Below are 18,949 nucleotides of genomic sequence, written 5' to 3'. Positions count from 1 at the left end.
ATCCTCCCCTGTTAAGCGGGTAATAGCTCATCCCCGGGGTTAACCGGGTCCTCTATAAAGATATCTTGCCACTTGGTCGCTATGCCAAGTTAGGCAAATACCAATTAACGTTTGGAACGAACTGCCGAACTGCTTCTGCTTTTGAACAAATGAATATTCTCAAGCGCTTTACCTGTTCCGATGGCTACACAATCCAGCGGGTTCTCAGCCACAATGACAGGCATTCCTGTCTCACCAGCGAGAAGCTTGTCCAGGTTGCGAAGCAAAGCCCCACCACCTGTAAGAACGATACCCCGATCCATGATATCGGCAGCAAGTTCAGGCGGGCATTTTTCCAGTGTTACTTTTACCGCTTCAACAATTGCATTCACGGTATCAGCCAGCGCTTCACTGATCTCGTCCGAAGTAATCGTAATTGTCTTCGGCAGACCTGTTACAAGGTCACGTCCACGAATTTCCATCGTTTCTACTTGCTCCAATGGCATTGCTGATCCGATGTCCATCTTCAATTGCTCCGATGTACGCTCACCGATCATGAGATTGTATTGGCGTTTGATGTACTGGATAACGGATTCATCCATCTCGTCACCTGCTACACGAACCGAACGGCTCGTTACAATACCACCAAGAGAGATAACAGCCACTTCCGTTGTACCGCCACCAATATCGACAACCATACTACCTGTTGGTTCCCATACAGGCAGATCTGCACCGATTGCAGCAGCAAAAGGCTCTTCAATCGTATAGGCTTCACGTGCTCCAGCCTGTTTGGTTGCATCTTCAACCGCACGTTGTTCTACTGCTGTGATCCCGGATGGTACACATACCATCACGTTTGGATGACGCTGGAACATAGAGCGTTGTTTTTGCGCCTCACGGATGAAATATTTGATCATCGTTGCCGTTGTATCAAAATCGGCAATAACGCCATCTTTCATTGGACGAATGGCACGAATGTTACCTGGTGTACGTCCAATCATTTTTTTGGCGGCTTCACCTACTGCCTCGATGCTATTTGTATCTGTCCGTATAGCGACAACCGAAGGTTCTCGCACCACAATTCCTTTTCCTCGTACATAAACCAACGTATTTGCTGTCCCCAAGTCAATACCCAAATCTTTCGTAAAACCACCAAACATAACATAATCTCCTTTTCTGCCTCATATAGCCGCTCCATTCTGATCCAGAGCGTAATAATTTTATTCCCACGCAATACGTGGAGCTAATATTCGCATTTGTTTTTTTGCATTTGTAAAGTGAACCTATCTTTTACGGACAACGCCGTTAACATTCATAGGAAAACATCAACGCCAACCATTATATTATACTAAGCCCTTCTCCTTCAAACTTACGTACGTTCCATCTCCGATAATAATATGATCAAGCACGTCAATGCCAACAATAGCGCCTGCTTCAATCAGTCTCTTGGTTATTTGGATATCCTCCGGACTGGGCGTAGGATCACCACTCGGATGGTTGTGTGCGCACACAATCGATGCGCTGCTACATTTGATGGCAGCCCGGAACACTTCACGTGGATGTACAATCGAAGCGTTAAGGCTGCCCATGGAGAGTGTTTCCTGGGCAATAATATGATTTTTGCTATTCAGAAAGAGACACACAAAATGTTCTTTTTGCAAGTAACGCAATTGTTCCATCAGGATATCAGCTGCATCACGCGGTGTACGAATTGAAGTCGACTGAGTTAGTCTGCTCTTGGCAATCCGATGACCCAGCTCAATGCCAGCTTTTAATTGCACAGCCTTGGCATTGCCGATCCCTTTCATCGCGGTCAGTTCTTCCAGACTCAAATCCATCAACGAGCGAATGCCACCCGCTTCGGCCAGAATCCGCTGTGCCATATGCACCGCGGATTCCTGTCTTGTGCCTGTTCGAAGTAAAATTGCCAGCAATTCAGCATGGCTTAAGGCGCCCGCCCCGTATTCCATCATGCGTTCTCTCGGGCGTTCTTCCTGGGGGATGTCGCGCATCATGTATTGAGGCGACTCCATATGTTCCCTCTTTTCATTTCACAACATTTGGCTTCATTCATGTTCGTGGCAACACATGTACGCCGAACCCGTCCAACATATCACTTAGCAAAGATAGCGGCAAGCCAACCACATTAAAGTAACATCCTTCAATGCGGTCGATCAGTGAAGCACCAATGCCCTGAATGGCATATGATCCTGCCTTATCTGAAGGCTCACCTGTCTGCACATAAGCACGGATGGTCGCATCCGACAGCTCTTTCATCGTTACATCGGTCTGGCGGTAATGAACTAACGACTGTCCATTGCCCGCATCAATACAAGCGACACCCGTGAACACCCGATGTACGCGCCCCTGCAGTCTTGATAACATACGTTCAGCATCCGCTTCGTCTAAGGGTTTGCCTAGAATCTCACCATCCAGAACAACAACGGTGTCACTACCAACAATAATGGCTTCCTGCTCGCGGCCTTCAAGCCCACGATACACGGCAAGCGCCTTGCGCAAAGCAAGTTCCTGTACCGTCTGTTCAGGTGTCCACTCTGGTGGTGTATCTTCATTGGCATGACTTGGTATTACATCAAACGCTAGGTGGAGTGATGCGATCAGTTCTTTGCGCCGAGGCGATGTGGAGGCCAGAATAATAGGGCGCTGTTGTGTGTTATCCAAAATGAACGGCTCCTTATGCCACGGCAACATCCTGTCCGAATCACGATAATAGATGTCACTGGTTTAATTTTTTTCGTCATAACTCGTCATTCTCCTACAGTCTGCGATAAAGCCACACAGCGGCAATCATACCGATCAGACTCAGAAGGCTCATTTGAAATTGAAGTGAAATATCATAACTGATAATATCCAGATCAGCCTGTGGCGACCAACGTATGGTCGTGGCTTTCGTAAGAAAGGCTACTGCCTTTACAGGCTGCAGTGCCTTGGCGATCCACGCTCCGGCCATCCAGCCGAGCAGCAGAAACAGCAATAACATGCCGAAGTTTTTTTTCATCGGTAATCTTCCCTCGCCATTTTTTGACACCCACATTATTATACGGGGTTTTGTACGTCAATACAAACACAAATCCGGCAAGGGGAACTATTTCCAGTTCCTTGCCGGATGGGTATTTCCAAGCGTTGTTATGGGAAAGAGCATGTTACTGCTTTATCGCTTCGAGCCATTTTTTCTGCTGTAGTACATATTCCATCAGATCGGACTGCACGGACCACATGTGTACATCATCCGGGTTTTTGTTGTACTCCGCTATAGCCGTAATTGCACTGTTCATTGATTTCTCCATTCCACCAATAATAGGTTGTACATCTGCGGTCAGGCCAGGTGTAAGACTATTCAATCCCGTCAGCCATGACTCGTGCTTATTTTGAATCGCGGTCATCGTTTCTGTAGAAACTGCTGCCGGAACAGACTGTCCCAGCTGCTGAATGGACAAGGTAGATAATTGTTCCACCAGTGCAGAACTGTTTGTGAAGAAAAGCTGCACATCCTCTTGCTTGCCACCGAATATAGCCGGATTGATCTCAGGGTTCACAATCTCCTTGACATACAGTTCAACTCCCTGGGCTTTTAGCCTGGAGCTAAGTAGCTTGGCCTCTTCACGATCAGCCGAAATGCCTGCATATACTCGATTGCCGTCTTCAGGATCAGAACCTGCGGCTATACCTGCCTGAGCGAGCTCAAGCTTGGCCTGCTCAGCACGTTCAGGAGAACTGAATACACCGTATTGAAGTGCATAATACGTGCTGCCAGTCGTAGCTGTCTGAAGTTGCTGTTCTGTACCTGCAGTCCCCTCCTGACCCGTCACAGTAGAAACTGCCTGATTGACGGGCAGAAGATCGCCTGGCTTCGCGGCTCCTTCTTTATTAAAAAACGAAAGAATAACCATACCAAAAAGCGCTCCGGTAACAAGTGCCCCAGTGACAGAACCAATCATTTTCCATCCCCTTGGAGGGCGATTGCGTTTATAGGAATAGTTCTCCGAATCTGCAAGCCAGTCGTGGCCTTGATCATCATGGATATTGGGCAGATCACGACGCTCTTCCTCCGGATTATCGGTGTGATTAACATAACCGTAACCGGAACGGTTCCCAAAATAATGGGCCTCATCCAAGTTCAAGTTCGAATCATGACTCACCCGTTCGTCAGGTTCAGGTACAGTAGAGCTTGTCAGCACCGTCTCTCCCCAGTCTCCGGGGATATCCTCAGGCGTCCATGATGGGGTTGTATCCATCTTAGGCGTTAGCGGTTGATTATGCGGTAATTCTTCACTTAACGTCACCAATGGACTGGACGCAGATATCCTCTTGTTTTCAGGCTTGTCCGACTCATGATCCCCGAAGCGAAACGTCATTCTAGCATTGCTCACCCGTACCCTCTCCTTTGTCCCATTTATATAAGCTATATGCAGAGACTGGAGAATACATTCCATATAACGCAAAAAACGCCTGCTTCGTATCGAAGACAGGCGATTTCTCAATTGATCTATTTCAAACCTTTGGCAAGTGTATCGCCGACTTTCCAAATATCACCTGCGCCCATCGTAATCACAAGATCTCCTGGCTGCAGACGATGTTGCAGATCAGCTACCACTTCTTCTTTTGTAGGAAGGTAACGTGCAGAAGCATTACTGTTTTGAACGATCAGTTCAACCAGTCGGGCTGAGGTTACCCCTTCGATCTGTTTTTCGCCCGCAGGAGAATAGATGTCCGTAATAAGCACCTCATCCGCTTCCGCGAAAGCACGACTGAACGCATCCAGCAGGAAGAACGTCCGCGTATAACGCTGTGGCTGGAATACCGCAATAATGCGTTTGCCCGTTGCTTTGGCGGCACTAATGGTAGCTTCAATCTCAGTCGGGTGATGAGCATAATCATCGATGATCAGCATATCGCGCGCCTCGCCCAATACCTGGAATCTACGTTTGGCTCCATGGAACTGGATGATAGCTGCCACAATCTTCTCAAATGGAATGCCTGCTTCCAGACAGGTAATCACAGTAGCCATCGCATTATAAACGTTATGCTTACCCGGCACTGATAATTCCACCGTGCCCATAGCAGCACCCTGATGATTCATCGTAAAGGAGATACGGCGATCGCCCAATACAATATCCGTTGCCGTATAATCTGCAGCACGATCAATACCATAGGTTGTAATCCGTGACTTGAGTTCTGGCAAAATCGCTTGAACATTCTCGTCGTCAGAACACACAATCGCTGTTCCTTCCGGACGAATCTGGCTCAGGAACTGCACATAAGCCCTTTTGAGCTCCTCAAAATCACTGTTGTAATTCTCCAGATGATCTGCCTCAATATTGGTTACAATACCGAGCCATGGATGGTACTGCAAAAATGAACCATCGCTCTCGTCCGCTTCAGCGACTACCCAGTCGCCTTGACCGGCCTTCGCGTTGGTACCCACATTCATGATTTCTCCGCCAATAATGTATGTCGGATCTGTATCACATTTATCCATAACAAGTGCAATCATGGATGAAGTGGTTGTTTTACCATGAGCCCCAGCTACAGCCACACCTTTACGTTCGTTCAACAAACGTGCAAGCATCTGGGAACGATGCAGAATCGGAATGTTCAGCTCTGCAGCTGCTACCCGTTCCACATTATCAGCAGGCGCTGCTGTAGAGTAGACAACAAGATCTGCTCCAGTGACGTGCTCTGCCGTATGTCCAATATATATTTTCGCTCCCTTGGCTGCCAACTTCTCGGTCAACTCCTGTGAAGCGACATCCGATCCGGTAACGGTGTATCCCATTTCCAACATAACTCTTGCGATGGCACTCATGCCATATCCGCCAATCCCTATAAAATGAACGTGTTCCGATGTATTTAACAAAACTTTCACCAACCTTTTTCAGAATCGGTTTGATGCAAAAGGGCTGCCCGCACATCCGCAATCAGGTACAGTGTGCCGGAGACCACCCCCAGATCTTCCGCTTCCGTCCGTGACTTCAATAGATCAAGTGCCTTTGCCCATTCGGGCTCGACGATGATTTCCAGTTCCTGCTTCGCAATGGCGGGACGTACCCGTTCGACAATCTGCAGCAATTCGGCTGCATCCATTTTGCGTCGGAAATCTGGCTCGGTCAGGATCAGCGTATCCACTAGTGGCAGTATATGCTGCAAATACGCTTCGTGATGCTTATTTGCCAACATACCCATCATCAAAATTAACTTGTTGTGCGGATAGACATCCATAATGCTCTTGGCCAGTGACTCTGCCCCTTCCGGATTATGTGCTCCATCAAGCACAATTCGGGGTTCATCGACGACTTTTTCGAATCTTCCTGCCCAGAAAGCATTCTCCAGTCCAAGTGCAATATCGTTGTCATCCAGCATAAATGCCATGTATTGTCTAAGCAATTCAAGCACCATAAGTGCGGCCGCTGCATTGTCACATTGATGTGAACCCTGCATGCGTATGCGAACGTCCAGATCACGGAACGGGCCTGTAAAATGAAAAGATTGTCCGTTCTCATTGCTGTCCAGTCTATGATATGAGAATTGATCTCCAGCCAAATACACGCTTGATTGAAGCTGCTGTGCTTTCTCCTGAATCACCTTCACAGCTTCGGGTTGAGTCGCGCAAGTCACAACGGGTACTCCCGGCTTGATAATACCTGCCTTTTCTCCAGCAATCTGCTCAATCGTATCTCCAAGCACATCCGTATGATCCATACCAATGTTGGTGATGACGGACACAACAGGTGCGACAATATTCGTTACGTCCATCCTTCCCCCTAGCCCCGTCTCCCATACCACAACGTCAGGGTAACACTCCTCTGCATAGTACAGAAGCGCCAGAGCCGTGGACACCTCAAACATTGTGGGTGATCCAAGCGGAGTGGAGGCCATTTCCATGACCAGTGGATGTAATCGGTTCGAGAGCTTAAGCAGGATTTCTTCAGGAATATCCTCACCGTTGTATTGAAAACGGTTTGTAAACTTGGTGATATAAGGCGACGTAAAGGTACCCACATCATATCCAGCCTGAAGAAGCACTGACGTCAAAAAAGCGCAAGTCGAACCTTTGCCGTTCGTTCCCGCGACATGAATAAATTTGAGACGTTGGTGTGGATTGCCTAACATGGACATCAGACTCTCGATTCGTTCCAATCCAGGTCGGATGCCAAAAGGAATAAGGCCATTGATCCAGTCCACGGCCTCGTTGTACGTAAGTAAAGGAGCTGCTGCATCTGTCCCGTCTAATTCCGTCATCTGATTCACCTTCGGTCCCGAGTTTGAGTGAAAAAAGCGGCCGGATGGCATAATGGCTCTCCATCCGACCCACATATATTAACCTTTAAGTTCCTTGATTCGTGCAATCACTTTATCCCGTTTATCGGAATAATCTGCTTGTTTGGCGCGCTCTTCCTCAATAACTTTGGCAGGAGCTTTGGCTACAAAGCCTTCGTTCGCCAGCTTTTTCTCTACACGGAGAACTTCGCCCTCAAGGTTCTCCAACTCTTTCTCCAAACGAGCCACTTCCTGCTCGATATCAATAAGACCTGCGAGCGGCAAGTATAGTTCTGCCCCCGTAATGATCGCAGTCATTGCCTTATCCGGTGAGTTTAAATCCAGCCCACTATCGAACTCGGACGTATTACAGAAACGTTTGATGTAGTGACTGTTACGCGCAATGATGCTGGACGTCTCAGCACTATTTGCTTTGACCATCAGCTCGATCTTTTTGCTCATCGGCACATTCACTTCTGCACGAATGTTTCGCACTGCACGAATGGTATCCATAAGCAGGTTCATCTCGGCAACAGCCTCTGGGTTCTCAAGAGCAGGATCATATACCGGCCAAGATGCCAACGTAATGGTCTCACCTTCATGCGGCAGATGCTGCCAGATCTCTTCGGAGATGTATGGCATAAACGGATGAATCAGGCGCATGGTCTGATCCAGCACATAAGCAAGCACGGATTGTGTTTTCTTCTTGGCAACCGGATCTTCCCCATAGAAGGACAGCTTAGCAAACTCAATGTACCAGTCACACAGGTCATCCCAGATAAAGTTATACAACACACGACCCGTTTCCCCAAATTCATACGCTTCGATTAGACGCGTAATATCGCGGGAAGTTTCGTTCAGACGGTGCAAAATCCAATAATCCGCTGTACCAAGCTCTCCGCTGATGTCACGTTCCTCATAGGTGAATCCTTCCAGATTCATCAATGCAAAGCGCGAAGCATTCCAGATCTTGTTGGCGAAATTACGAGCCTGCTCCACCCGTTCCCAACGGAAACGGAGATCCTGACCTGGCGTGCTGCTGGTTGAGATCATGTAACGCATTGCATCTGCGCCGTATTTCTCAATCACATCCAGCGGATCTACACCGTTGCCCAGTGATTTGGACATTTTGCGTCCATCTGCATCACGAACAAGACCATGCATCAGCACATCCTTGAACGGAATCTCATCGGTGAATTCCAGTGCAGTGAAAATCATACGTGCAACCCAGAAATATATGATGTCATACCCTGTCACAAGTACACTTGTCGGATAATAACGTTTCAGGTCTTCCGTATCTTCCGGCCAGCCTAGTGTGGAGAATGGCCATAAGCCGGAGCTAAACCAAGTATCGAGTACGTCTTCGTCCTGTCTGAGCTTGCGTCCAGCATACTCTGGCAGCGTTGTTGGATCTTCAGCAGATACGATGATTTCACCTGTTTCTTCATCATACCAGGCAGGAATACGATGTCCCCACCACAGTTGACGGGAAATACACCAGTCACGAACGTTCTCGATCCAGTTCAGATAGGTTTTCTCAAAACGATCTGGAACAAAATTAACCCCTTCGCCGCTCTGTTGTTTTTTAATCGCTCTCTCTGCAAGTGGCTTCATCTCAACGAACCACTGTGTAGACAGATACGGCTCAACAACAGCTCCGGTACGTTCACTGTGTCCAACCTGATGCGTGTGATCCTCAATGTTGATCAATACGCCCTGCTCTTTCAAGTCAGCAACAATCTGCTTGCGGCAGTCACTGCGATCCAGTCCCTGATACTTGCCTGCCTCAGCATTCATAGTGCCGCTCTCATCCATTACCGTAATCTGAGGCAGATCATGACGAAGACCTACTTCAAAGTCATTTGGATCATGCGCAGGCGTGATTTTAACTGCACCACTTCCAAACTCTTTATCCACATAATCATCAGCGATAATTGGAATTTCGCGTCCAATGATAGGCAGTACAAGTACTTTACCAATCATATCTGCATAACGCTCATCCTTCGGATGAACAGCAACCGCTGTATCACCCAGCATCGTTTCAGGACGCGTTGTTGCCACTGTAACGTAGCCACTTCCGTCTTTGAGCGGGTACCGCAGATGGTACAGGTGACCCTGAACCTCTTTATATTCAACCTCAATGTCGGACAGAGCTGTCCGGTTCACCGGGTCCCAGTTAATGATACGTTTGCCTCGGTAAATAAGGCCTTTTTCATACAGTTGAACAAATACTTTACGAACCGCTTGGGACAGACCTTCATCCAGCGTAAAACGTTCACGTGAGTAATCAAGCGACAATCCCATTTTGCCCCATTGCTGACGAATGGTAGTGGCATATTGATCTTTCCAGTCCCATACCTTCTCCAGAAACTTCTCACGTCCCAGATCATAACGAGTCAGACCTTCTTCACGCAGCTTCTGCTCCACTTTGGTTTGGGTAGCAATACCTGCATGGTCGGAACCCGGAAGCCACAGTGCGTCATAACCTTGCATCCGTTTGGTGCGGATCAGAATATCCTGCAGTGTAAAATCAAGCGCATGCCCAATGTGCAGCATACCGGTCACATTTGGGGGTGGAATTACAATCGTATACGGCTCTGCATCTTTACGTTGACCGGCTTTGAAATATCCACGCTCCATCCAGGTGGAGTACCATTTATCCTCTGCCGCCTTAGGATCGTAAGTGGTCGGCATTTCTGTTGCAGCTGATTTTTTTTCCTCAGACATGTGTCATTCCTCCGTTACTTCATCATCTTCGCCAAAAAAAACAAAAAAACCTTTCATCCATCAAAGGACGAAAGGTTAGCTTTCGCGGTACCACCTTTGTTTCACGCCTACAGCAAGATAGACTTCACCCTCTGTACATGACGTGACACTTCAAGCAGATAACGGCTGCTACCGGCCCATCCTACCTCAGAAATAAATGACGATAGATCTCATTCATCCCTTGTATTCAAACAGGCAACTCCCGGGCGACTTCGATCAGTTGGTTCCTGCGGAATCTCACAGCGCTGCAATTCCACTCTCTGAAAGGTCATACTGTCTACTACTCCCGTTCCACGTTGTTCTTCAAAAAACCTACACACATCATACCTTGCTCGTGCGCGATAGTCAACCTGACAACAGCGGATAAAGAGCGCTGGAATGCAGGTTTAGGACGAATCATGCAAAAACCCGCAATCCTCAAGGGGATCACGGGTCGTAACGAAGGCTTTAACTACGGATTAAGGGATGTACAATATCTGACCTTCTTCCACAACCTGCTCAGATAATCGGTTATACAACTGAAGTTCCCTCGTGCTCAATTGATATCGATCTGCAATAGCATCCAGTGTATCTTCTCGCTGAACGATGCAAAGTTTCACCTTGCGGAACGGGGTCTGGTCCACGATCGTTCCCAGGAACAGGTTCTTCCATTCCACATCATCAGCTGGATACGTTTCTTCCTGTACCACACCCGCAGGAACCTCATCGCCTCGCTCCACTTCAGCATCGCGTGCCGCTCTACCGGAGGATAACAAAGAAGAGATACCTACGCCCTCTTCTTGCCGTGGTGCGGATTCTTTTTTGCTGCCAAAAGCAACCTTCAGCTCCGGCTTGTCTTCCGTCTCAGCTACAGGTTCAGGAACAAATGCTTCGTTCTGTACGAACTCGTCTACCCCAGTCGCTTCAAAAGACGGCCGGTCTTCCTCAGCGTTGCCTGGTTCGGACGAAGCAAATACACCTTGCCAGTTCTCCGCCTGTGATTCGCCCGGGACATCGGCAACTGCCTGATTCTCCTGCTGAGGTACAGATCTCGCGGATTCGAAGTGCCATACCTCTGGTGCGTCCGGTACATCCGGTGATGCCAACTCATTAGATGATTGAGCAGTAGGCTCTGAGACTGCTTGATCTGCACTTCTCGAGTTCGCAGGCAATGCATCCACGGAAGGCTCGGACCAACCCGAAGACTCATCTTCCAGAGGCAACAATGGTTCCGACTCAGGGTAAGAAGCTAATCGATCTGCGGTCTCAGCCATAAATGACGAGATCGGAGAAGGTTCGCTGTATTGCTCATGAGATGCCAATTCATCTCCATTCGCTGTCAGAGATGCGGGATCTTCATTTGCATCAGGTTGTCTGTTTTCGTTAACGTACTCCGCACTTAGCTCCTCAGATTGAAGTGGCTCTGCGGATGACGCATTCGCATAATCCTGCTGCCATTCTTCGCTATTCCTTAATGTCTCTTCCCGTGTGGACAGGTCAGCGAATTCCGGAGCACCATATGCAAGTTCTGCTGCATTCGTAAGTCTCTCTTCCTCACTCCGCTGGAGCAGGTACTCTTGTGCAAATGTGTTGGGATCGCTACCTGCCTGTGCTGCTTCATCGGAACGGTTGGATTGCTGAGCATCAGGTGAATGAACAACTGTAAACTCATCTGCTGACCACACTTGTGGCTCTTCAACAGGAAAACCTTCGATACCTCGTAGCGACAACACGCCTGTAATGTTCAGACTGCGATTGGATAACAGATCCACGTCAAAATTTTCGATCTCGATGGAAATATCCTCAATCGATCTGACCCGGTTCAGCGGCACTGTGATCTCCACGGGAATGAAATGTTTGAGCTCCTCTGAAGCCTCATTCTCTCCTCTGTACGCACCTGTAAGTAAAAGATGTCCTCTTAACGTGGCATGATCATCCTGCCCTATGACTTGAATGCGCGGGTATAGTTCAATCTCCTCCAGTTCCTCAATCGCAGGGACTCCCTCAGACAAATGAACGCGCTCATAAATATCGAACCGCAAACCATAAGGTTGATTCAACAAAGGTGGCGTCCTCCTTTCGGCATATGTTCACCATGATCCTTCTCATGGGACTGATCCATGGTCCAAATCCTTCGTTACCCCATCTATATGCCTTGAATGAGAGGAGCATGCCACCTTTTGAAAAACCTTGCTATATATGTTCAACTCATGGTTATTTACACTGTCACTCCAATGACAGAACAACCTTCCGATCACTGTTATCCCCAGATTTTTTTTGATTCCCTTCTTCAAAGGGAAAAACCGGGGATAGCTTATGCTTCCGAAGTAGCTTTCTTTCAGAAAGCTTTTAGGCGAACGCTTTACTTCTTCTGGTTGTTTCTGTCCTTTCCGTTTTCGTGTAAATAGTTAGTCGAACTTATATAGTGTACTAGTAAGACCCCTCTCGCTCTGCCAATTGTGTGAAGTCGGATGGCCAACGGTCGTTCACTTCAATCATCGCTCCGGTTAACGGATGACTAAACTTAAGCATCTCTCCATGAAGTGCTTGTCGCCCAATGGCATCCGCTCTACCACCATACAACGAATCACCAATGAGCGGGTGTCCCGCGTAACTCAGGTGTACACGAATTTGGTGTGTTCGTCCTGTATCCAGCTTTAATCGTACAAGGGTTGCTCTTTCCCACACTTCGACGGTCTCCACATGAGTAACAGCTTCCTGTCCACCTTCCGAGACACGTCTGCGCTGCTTGTGATGTCTATCCTTGCCAATCGGAGCATCAATTTTGTGGAGTTCAAGGGGAATTTGTCCACCTGCAATAGCTACATAATGGCGACCAATCTCTTTACGACGCATCGCTTCATCCAGTTTGGCGAGGGCAAAAGCATTTTTGGCATATAGGACAGGTCCCGTTGTATCCTCATCCAGTCGATGAACATGGCGTACGCTCGCCTGTATTCCGTTCATTTCATAATAAGAGGCAACCACATGATCCAGCGTGATCGCCTGATCGGTACGGCTTCCATCTGGATGCAGTTTCATGCCTGCAGGTTTGTGCATAACCAGACAGAAATCATCCTCATATAATACATCCACATCAGCCCAGCGTGGCTCAACATCGATTGGCTGGGACGCAAAAAGGGCCAGCCGAAGCCGGTCCCCTGCAAGTTGTATTCCTTGGTTTGCTTTCAGCTGACGGAGCAGTTTCTCCGGAAACTGAAGCTCAGACAATAACCATTGCTCTGCAGCCATCGGTTTGTCCGAGCTGCCTGTTACGGCTTTCCCTGGCATCAGCTCAAGCCATTCCCCGCGGCGTTTCCAACTTTTGATGGTCATAGCGATTGAAGAGCTTTACGATTCGCCTCAATCGTATCGTCAATATCCTGCTCCGTGTGCACACCAGAGACAAACATACCTTCGTATTGCGAAGGCGCAACACTCACACCTTGATCAATCATGGCCGCAAAATAACGACGGAATTGATCCAGATTGCTTTCTTTGGCAATATCATAATTGGTTACTGGAACGGCACTGAAGAATGGACAAACCATGGAACCCACACGGTTAATGGTTATCGCAATACCCGTCTCAGCTGCATTTTTCTCGAATCCGGCTTGCAGACGTGCAGACAATGTCTCCAGACGGTCATAGACCTCTGGTGTTAACAATTTGAGCGTTGTATACCCTGCTGCCATAGCCAGCGGATTCCCGCTCAATGTACCTGCCTGATAGATTGGTCCTGTTGGAGCAATCTGTTCCATCAGATCCCGACGACCACCATAAGCGCCAACCGGGAGGCCGCCACCGATAACTTTACCCAGACAAGTCAGGTCAGGTGTAACCCCATACCGTCCCTGAGCACAGTTCAACCCTACGCGGAAACCGGTCATGACTTCGTCAAAAATAAGCAGGCTGCCATATTGGGTCGTCAAACTGCGCAGCCCTTCAAGGAAACCGGAAGCCGGAGGAACAACCCCCATGTTACCTGCCACAGGCTCCACAATAACAGCGGCCAGTTCTTCACCATAACGTTCAAAAGCAAGTCTCACGGACTCCAGATCGTTATAAGGCACCGTAATGGTATTCACAGCTACGCCTTCAGGCACGCCTGGACTATCTGGAAGACCCAGCGTTGCAACACCTGAGCCAGCCTTGATCAGCAAGCTGTCTGCATGTCCATGATATGATCCTTCAAACTTCAGAATTTTACTGCGTCCGGTTACCCCGCGTGCCAGTCGAATGGCACTCATCGTTGCTTCAGTTCCAGAATTAACCATCCGCACGATATCGATAGAAGGTACACGCTCACAGACCAGTTTTGCCATCTCGGTCTCCAGCAAGGTAGGCGCACCAAAGCTTGTTCCTTTGAGGGCTGTCTCACGCAAAGCTTCTACAACGTCAGGGTGTGCATGTCCCATAATGAGTGGGCCCCAGGATCCCACATAGTCAATAAAAACATTGCCATCAATATCGTAGATTTTGGACCCTTCACCACGTTCTGCATAGATCGGAGTAAGTCCCACCGATTTGAATGCGCGTACAGGGCTGTTCACACCCCCGGGTATGTACTGCTTCGCTTCCTCAAACGCGCTGCGTGAGCGCTCATCATTGCGACGATTACCTTGTTGTGCAGTCATGAATATCCTCCTCAATGTAATTTATTTTATTTCTCAGCCAACCAGCGTGAAGCGTCTTTTCCGTAGTAGGTAATGATCATATCTGCACCTGCGCGTTTCATGCTGAGCAGGATTTCCATGGCAACTTTTTTCTCATCGATCCAGCCTTGAATCGCCGCCGCCTTCACCATGGCATACTCGCCACTTACATTATAGGCAACAAGCGGAAGATCAAATTGATCCTTAATCGTACGCATGACATCAAGATAGGACAGCGAAGGTTTAACCATTAGCATATCCGCTCCTTCGAGCACATCCGTCTCTGCTTCACGCAAGGCTTCACGCGCGTTCGCCGGGTCCATCTGATACGACTTGCGGTCTCCGAATTGGGGTGTAGAATCCGCTGCTTCGCGGAATGGACCATAGAATGCGGATGCATATTTAACAGAGTAAGACATAATCGGAATGTGACTGAATCCATTCTCATCCAGCCCCGCGCGGATCGCTTGTACAAATCCATCCATCATGTTGGATGGTGCAATAATGTCCGCTCCTGCTTTGGCTTGAGACACTGCCGTTTGCACGAGTAGATCAAGTGATTCATCATTTAACACATCTCCGCAGATGTGGCCGTCAATCTCCACGGTGTGTACCATACCGCAGTGACCGTGATCCGTGAATTCACACAGACAAGTATCAGCAACAACCAGCAGTTCCGGGTACCAGGATTTGATCAATCTCGTCGCTTCCTGCACAATGCCATCTTCAGCGAAGCCAGATGAACCCACACTGTCCTTCGTCTCGGGAATACCGAACAATAACACGGCTGGAATTCCCAGCTCGGCAATTTCCGTTACTTCCTCCTGAAGACGATCCAGCGAGAAGCGGAATACGCCAGGCATGGATTTAATTTCAGATTTCACATTTTCTCCATACGTCACATAGATCGGTTGAATAAAGTCGTCCACAGTTAGATGGGTCTCTCTGACCATATTGCGAATACCTGTCGATTGGCGTAAACGGCGATGCCGTACAATTGGAAAACTCATACGAGTAAAACCTCCTTGAAAGTTAAATAGAGCAAAAATGGAAGCGCGCTGGTATCCTATCGAATTCAGCACGCTTCATATGTTGACATGATTACATGTGTATTAATTTCGAAGAGCGCCTTCTTTGGTGCCTGTCCGTTTCCAGTCGCATAGCACTGTGATCAAGCTATCCATCGTTGCTTCCTCTGCCATCAGTGTAACCTTTAGTCCAGCGGCTTCTGCCGTTTTGGCTGTAACAGGCCCGATACACGCAACCTCCACATCTTTCAATAAAGGCAGTGGATCTTGCAACCCCATACGTTTCAACATACTCATGAAATTGGTAACCGTCGATGAACTTGTAAAGGTCACCGCATGAATACCACCTTCTTCAAGTAGCTTGAGTAGTTCGTCATCATCCTCACCAGCGAGGATCGTATCGTAGGTGATGGCTTCGGTGACCTGAAGCCCTCTTTCTCTCAACTGATCACGTAACCACGTACGTGCCAGATCACCGTGCGGAAGCAATACTCTCTGACCTTCCTTCAATTCGCTTTCAAAAGCCTCAAGCATGCCTTCGGCCTGGAAAGGACCTTTGACAACTTCAGCTACGATGCCATGTTTGCGCAAAGCGTCCGCTGTGGAAGGTCCTACGGCAGTAATTCTCGCTTGATGAATCGAGCGAATATCCTTGCCTTCCTGTTCCAGATGGCGGAAGAAAAACTCCACGCCGTTCACACTTGTGAAAAACACCCAGTCATAGGTATTTAAAGCACTGAAGGCGTCTTTGACACTTTGCTTGGCAGATTCACTGGATGGCATGACCGTCTCAATAACCGGAAACTCATACGGTTCACCGCCGAGTTCCTCAATGCGATTCACCAGTTCACTCGCCTGACTGCGAGCACGGGTTACCAGAATTCGTTTGCCAAACAGCGGCAGCGCTTCTGCCCATTTCAATTGTTCCCGCTGATTGACGACATCTCCCACCACAATAACAGCTGGTGGTTGGAAATTGGCTTCGATCACTTTCGCTTCTATATCCTCAAGGGTACCTGTAAGGGTATCCTGTTCCGCTCGTGTTCCCCAACGAATTAGAGCTACCGGTGTTTGCGCTGGACGACCATGACGAATCAATTGTTCGCTGATATATCCAATTTTGGCAACCCCCATCATAAATACAAGTGTGCCCGTTGCATTCGTCACTTTATCCCAATGGATACTGCGATCAAGCTTGTCCGGACTCTCGTGCCCCGTAATAATAGAGATGGAAGATGCATAGTCACGGTGAGTCACAGGAATTCCGGCATACGCAGGTACACTTATTGCAGCGGTAACCCCAGGTACAATCTCAAACGGAATTCCGTTTTTGTGTAGCAAACCCGCCTCTTCGCCCACGCGTCCAAAGATAGTTGGATCGCCGCCCTTAAGCCGAACCACAACCTTGCCTTCAAGAGCCAGATCAACCAACAGTTGATTGATTTCTTCCTGTTTCATCGTATGCCGATCCGGGCGCTTGCCCACGTAAATCTTGACTGCGCCGGGTTTCATTTGTTTCAACAATCTCGGACTTGCCAAACGATCATAGACTACAGCATCGGCTTTCCCGATGGATTCCCATCCTTTTACCGTAATCAGCTTTGCATCCCCAGGACCTGCCCCTACCAAAAAGACCTTTCCCACCATGTCTTCATCCCCTAACTTCTGCCAGTATCTGCTCTGCACCCCGTTCAATCAATCTCCACGCTACTTCTTCTCCCAGACGAACCGGGTCCTTGCCGATCATAGCTTCCTTAAGAATCAGTCCACCATCCGGCGTGCCGACCATACCTGTTAATTGTAACGTGTTTTCACCATTCAGGGAATCTGCATCTTGCTGAGGCACCCACACCGCATGAGCACCGATCGGAACCTGACAGCCCCCATTTAATACACTGAGAAAACGGCGTTCCGCCTGTACAGGAAATGCTGTCTCGGGATCGTTATACAGCTGCAGCAAGTGCAATAGTTCCTCATCGTCTTCACGACATTCGATACCAAGCGCGCCTTGACCCACTGCCGGAAGGCAAGCTGTTTCCGTCAGGTACTCTGTGATTCGGTCTTCCCAGCCCATACGGTACAATCCTGCAGCTGCCAGAATAATCGCATCGAATCCTTCGGTCTCCAGCTTTCGCAGACGGGAATCAATATTGCCGCGAATCGATTCCAATTGCAAATCTGGACGATAGGCCTTTAATTGACTCGATCGGCGCAGACTGCTTGTTCCGACTCTAGCTCCTTCTGGCAGTTGATCCAGAGTTAGTCCACCATTAGATATCAGCGCATCCCGTGGATCTGCACGACGGGGAATAGCACCATTGATTAATCCTTCGGGTAACTCGGAGGGCATATCTTTCATGCTATGCACAGCCATATCAATCGTACGATCAAGCATCGCCTGTTCAATCTCTTTGACAAACAGACCTTTGCCTCCCACTTTTGACAACGTTACATCCAGAATGAGATCTCCCTTGGTAACAATCTTATGTACTTCAAAGTCAAAAGCTAATCCTTCCCGCTCACAAATATCGCGTAAATCCTGAATGACATGACCTGTCTGGGTTAGCGCAAGCGCGCTCTGTCTACTTCCAACTTTAATTGTACGCATATCTACACTTCCTCCTGATTACGGGATATCCAGTCCCCGATTTCTTCTTCGGTCCACCACCGAAAATGGCCTGTACGAATATCTTCTAATATGTGCATTTCAGTTAATTGCCGAAGCAACGTACTTCTGAGACTTGAAGAAGATACGCGTGACTTCACCTCAGTCCTCATCTGGTGCAAAAACTCAAGGTACGTCTCATACTCATCACCGAACTGTCGTTCGAGTGTGGCACGTATCTCCGCAGCTGCTGCCGGTCCCGCTCCTGCTGTGGATATCGCTATGCTTAATCTCCCACGCCTTACCACGCTTGGCGTAATAAAGTTGCTGTGCTCCGAAGACATCGCGTTATTCACCAGTATGCCCGCAGCCTCCGCATCCCGAACCACAGTTGAATTAACCTCTGAATGGTCAGTCGCTGCATATACGAGAAAGGCCCCCCGCAAATCTCCATTGCGGTAGGACCGGTCTATCCATTGAATTCGGGATTCATGATACAGTTGTTTTAATACGGGAGTAAGCTCCGGACTAATGACCGTAATCTGTGCCTCAGCATGCAGTAATCCCTTAATTTTACGTTCGGCAACACGTCCACCACCAACCACGCAGCATTTCTTGCCTGAAGTATTCACAAATATGGGCGTGTAACGGTCCATCCC

At 48.5% G+C, this 18,949-nt stretch carries 15 protein-coding genes and 1 other annotated feature; all 15 genes read right to left on the bottom strand.

The features are described 5' to 3' along the window. Positions 1-104: 104 nt before the first annotated feature. On the bottom strand, positions 105-1,139 hold the full coding sequence (locus MHI01_RS25225; RefSeq protein WP_017692612.1) for a rod shape-determining protein: 1,035 nt from the start codon (positions 1,137-1,139) through the stop codon (positions 105-107). 183 nt (positions 1,140-1,322) lie between these two features. After that, the gene (radC, locus tag MHI01_RS25220) at positions 1,323-2,012 is read right to left on the bottom strand and encodes a RadC family protein (protein WP_036673540.1); all 690 of its coding nucleotides are present in this window, start codon (positions 2,010-2,012) and stop codon (positions 1,323-1,325) included. Between the two features lie 37 nt (positions 2,013-2,049). Next, positions 2,050-2,661 (bottom strand): Maf family protein, encoded by a 612-nt coding sequence (locus MHI01_RS25215; RefSeq protein WP_036673538.1) that lies wholly within the window; start codon positions 2,659-2,661, stop codon positions 2,050-2,052. A 94-nt stretch (positions 2,662-2,755) separates the two neighbouring features. Continuing rightward, positions 2,756-2,998: a DUF4321 domain-containing protein gene (locus tag MHI01_RS25210; RefSeq protein ID WP_047841183.1), complete on the bottom strand. Its 243-nt coding sequence runs from the start codon at positions 2,996-2,998 to the stop codon at positions 2,756-2,758. A gap of 145 nt (positions 2,999-3,143) precedes the next feature. Continuing rightward, the gene (locus MHI01_RS25205) at positions 3,144-4,370 is read right to left on the bottom strand and encodes an SPOR domain-containing protein (protein ID WP_164783275.1); all 1,227 of its coding nucleotides are present in this window, start codon (positions 4,368-4,370) and stop codon (positions 3,144-3,146) included. Positions 4,371-4,486: 116 nt separating this feature from the next. After that, a complete protein-coding gene (gene murC, locus MHI01_RS25200; protein ID WP_047841184.1) occupies positions 4,487-5,806 on the bottom strand; it encodes a UDP-N-acetylmuramate--L-alanine ligase in 1,320 nt (439 codons plus the stop codon). A 56-nt stretch (positions 5,807-5,862) separates the two neighbouring features. Then, complete coding sequence (locus tag MHI01_RS25195; RefSeq protein WP_036673600.1) at positions 5,863-7,239, bottom strand: bifunctional folylpolyglutamate synthase/dihydrofolate synthase; 1,377 nt, start codon at positions 7,237-7,239, stop codon at positions 5,863-5,865. A gap of 78 nt (positions 7,240-7,317) precedes the next feature. Beyond that, positions 7,318-9,984 (bottom strand): valine--tRNA ligase, encoded by a 2,667-nt coding sequence (locus MHI01_RS25190; RefSeq protein WP_036605901.1) that lies wholly within the window; start codon positions 9,982-9,984, stop codon positions 7,318-7,320. Positions 9,985-10,044: 60 nt separating this feature from the next. Then, positions 10,045-10,326 (bottom strand) — a binding site (T-box leader). Positions 10,327-10,481: 155 nt separating this feature from the next. Further along, positions 10,482-12,065, bottom strand: a complete 1,584-nt coding sequence (locus MHI01_RS25185) for a LysM peptidoglycan-binding domain-containing protein (protein WP_282320391.1) — start codon at positions 12,063-12,065, stop codon at positions 10,482-10,484. Between the two features lie 367 nt (positions 12,066-12,432). Next, positions 12,433-13,338, bottom strand: a complete 906-nt coding sequence (locus MHI01_RS25180; protein WP_101314283.1) for an RluA family pseudouridine synthase — start codon at positions 13,336-13,338, stop codon at positions 12,433-12,435. Then, positions 13,335-14,639, bottom strand: a complete 1,305-nt coding sequence (hemL, locus tag MHI01_RS25175; protein ID WP_036605898.1) for a glutamate-1-semialdehyde 2,1-aminomutase — start codon at positions 14,637-14,639, stop codon at positions 13,335-13,337. The genes MHI01_RS25180 and hemL overlap by 4 nt, the downstream gene beginning before the upstream one ends. A gap of 26 nt (positions 14,640-14,665) precedes the next feature. After that, positions 14,666-15,667, bottom strand: a complete 1,002-nt coding sequence (gene hemB / locus MHI01_RS25170; protein ID WP_017692601.1) for a porphobilinogen synthase — start codon at positions 15,665-15,667, stop codon at positions 14,666-14,668. A gap of 102 nt (positions 15,668-15,769) precedes the next feature. Beyond that, positions 15,770-17,332, bottom strand: coding sequence for a uroporphyrinogen-III C-methyltransferase (gene cobA / locus MHI01_RS25165; protein WP_036605897.1), 1,563 nt, complete (start codon positions 17,330-17,332; stop codon positions 15,770-15,772). 4 nt (positions 17,333-17,336) lie between these two features. Beyond that, positions 17,337-18,293 (bottom strand): hydroxymethylbilane synthase, encoded by a 957-nt coding sequence (gene hemC, locus MHI01_RS25160; protein ID WP_036605896.1) that lies wholly within the window; start codon positions 18,291-18,293, stop codon positions 17,337-17,339. 2 nt (positions 18,294-18,295) lie between these two features. Continuing rightward, on the bottom strand, positions 18,296-18,946 hold the full coding sequence (locus tag MHI01_RS25155) for a precorrin-2 dehydrogenase/sirohydrochlorin ferrochelatase family protein (protein ID WP_340984361.1): 651 nt from the start codon (positions 18,944-18,946) through the stop codon (positions 18,296-18,298). Positions 18,947-18,949 lie beyond the last annotated feature (3 nt).

Source organism: Paenibacillus sp. FSL M7-0656 (assembly GCF_038003225.1).
GTDB classification, from domain to species: Bacteria; Bacillota; Bacilli; order Paenibacillales; family Paenibacillaceae; genus Paenibacillus; species Paenibacillus amylolyticus.
This window is presented reverse-complemented; position numbering and strand designations above follow the sequence as displayed.

What these genes read in the sequence shown, in the direction of transcription:
- MHI01_RS25225 (WP_017692612.1), bottom strand. Translation starts at nt 1,139, where the DNA reads ATGTTTGGTGGTTTTACGAAAGATTTGGGTATTGACTTGGGGACAGCA.
- radC (WP_036673540.1), bottom strand. Translation starts at nt 2,012, where the DNA reads ATGGAGTCGCCTCAATACATGATGCGCGACATCCCCCAGGAAGAACGC.
- MHI01_RS25210 (WP_047841183.1), bottom strand. Translation starts at nt 2,998, where the DNA reads ATGAAAAAAAACTTCGGCATGTTATTGCTGTTTCTGCTGCTCGGCTGG.
- murC (WP_047841184.1), bottom strand. Translation starts at nt 5,806, where the DNA reads ATGAGTGCCATCGCAAGAGTTATGTTGGAAATGGGATACACCGTTACC.
- MHI01_RS25195 (WP_036673600.1), bottom strand. Translation starts at nt 7,239, where the DNA reads ATGACGGAATTAGACGGGACAGATGCAGCAGCTCCTTTACTTACGTAC.
- MHI01_RS25190 (WP_036605901.1), bottom strand. Translation starts at nt 9,984, where the DNA reads ATGTCTGAGGAAAAAAAATCAGCTGCAACAGAAATGCCGACCACTTAC.
- MHI01_RS25180 (WP_101314283.1), bottom strand. Translation starts at nt 13,338, where the DNA reads ATGACCATCAAAAGTTGGAAACGCCGCGGGGAATGGCTTGAGCTGATG.
- hemL (WP_036605898.1), bottom strand. Translation starts at nt 14,639, where the DNA reads ATGACTGCACAACAAGGTAATCGTCGCAATGATGAGCGCTCACGCAGC.
- hemB (WP_017692601.1), bottom strand. Translation starts at nt 15,667, where the DNA reads ATGAGTTTTCCAATTGTACGGCATCGCCGTTTACGCCAATCGACAGGT.
- cobA (WP_036605897.1), bottom strand. Translation starts at nt 17,332, where the DNA reads ATGGTGGGAAAGGTCTTTTTGGTAGGGGCAGGTCCTGGGGATGCAAAG.
- hemC (WP_036605896.1), bottom strand. Translation starts at nt 18,293, where the DNA reads ATGCGTACAATTAAAGTTGGAAGTAGACAGAGCGCGCTTGCGCTAACC.
- MHI01_RS25155 (WP_340984361.1), bottom strand. Translation starts at nt 18,946, where the DNA reads ATGGACCGTTACACGCCCATATTTGTGAATACTTCAGGCAAGAAATGC.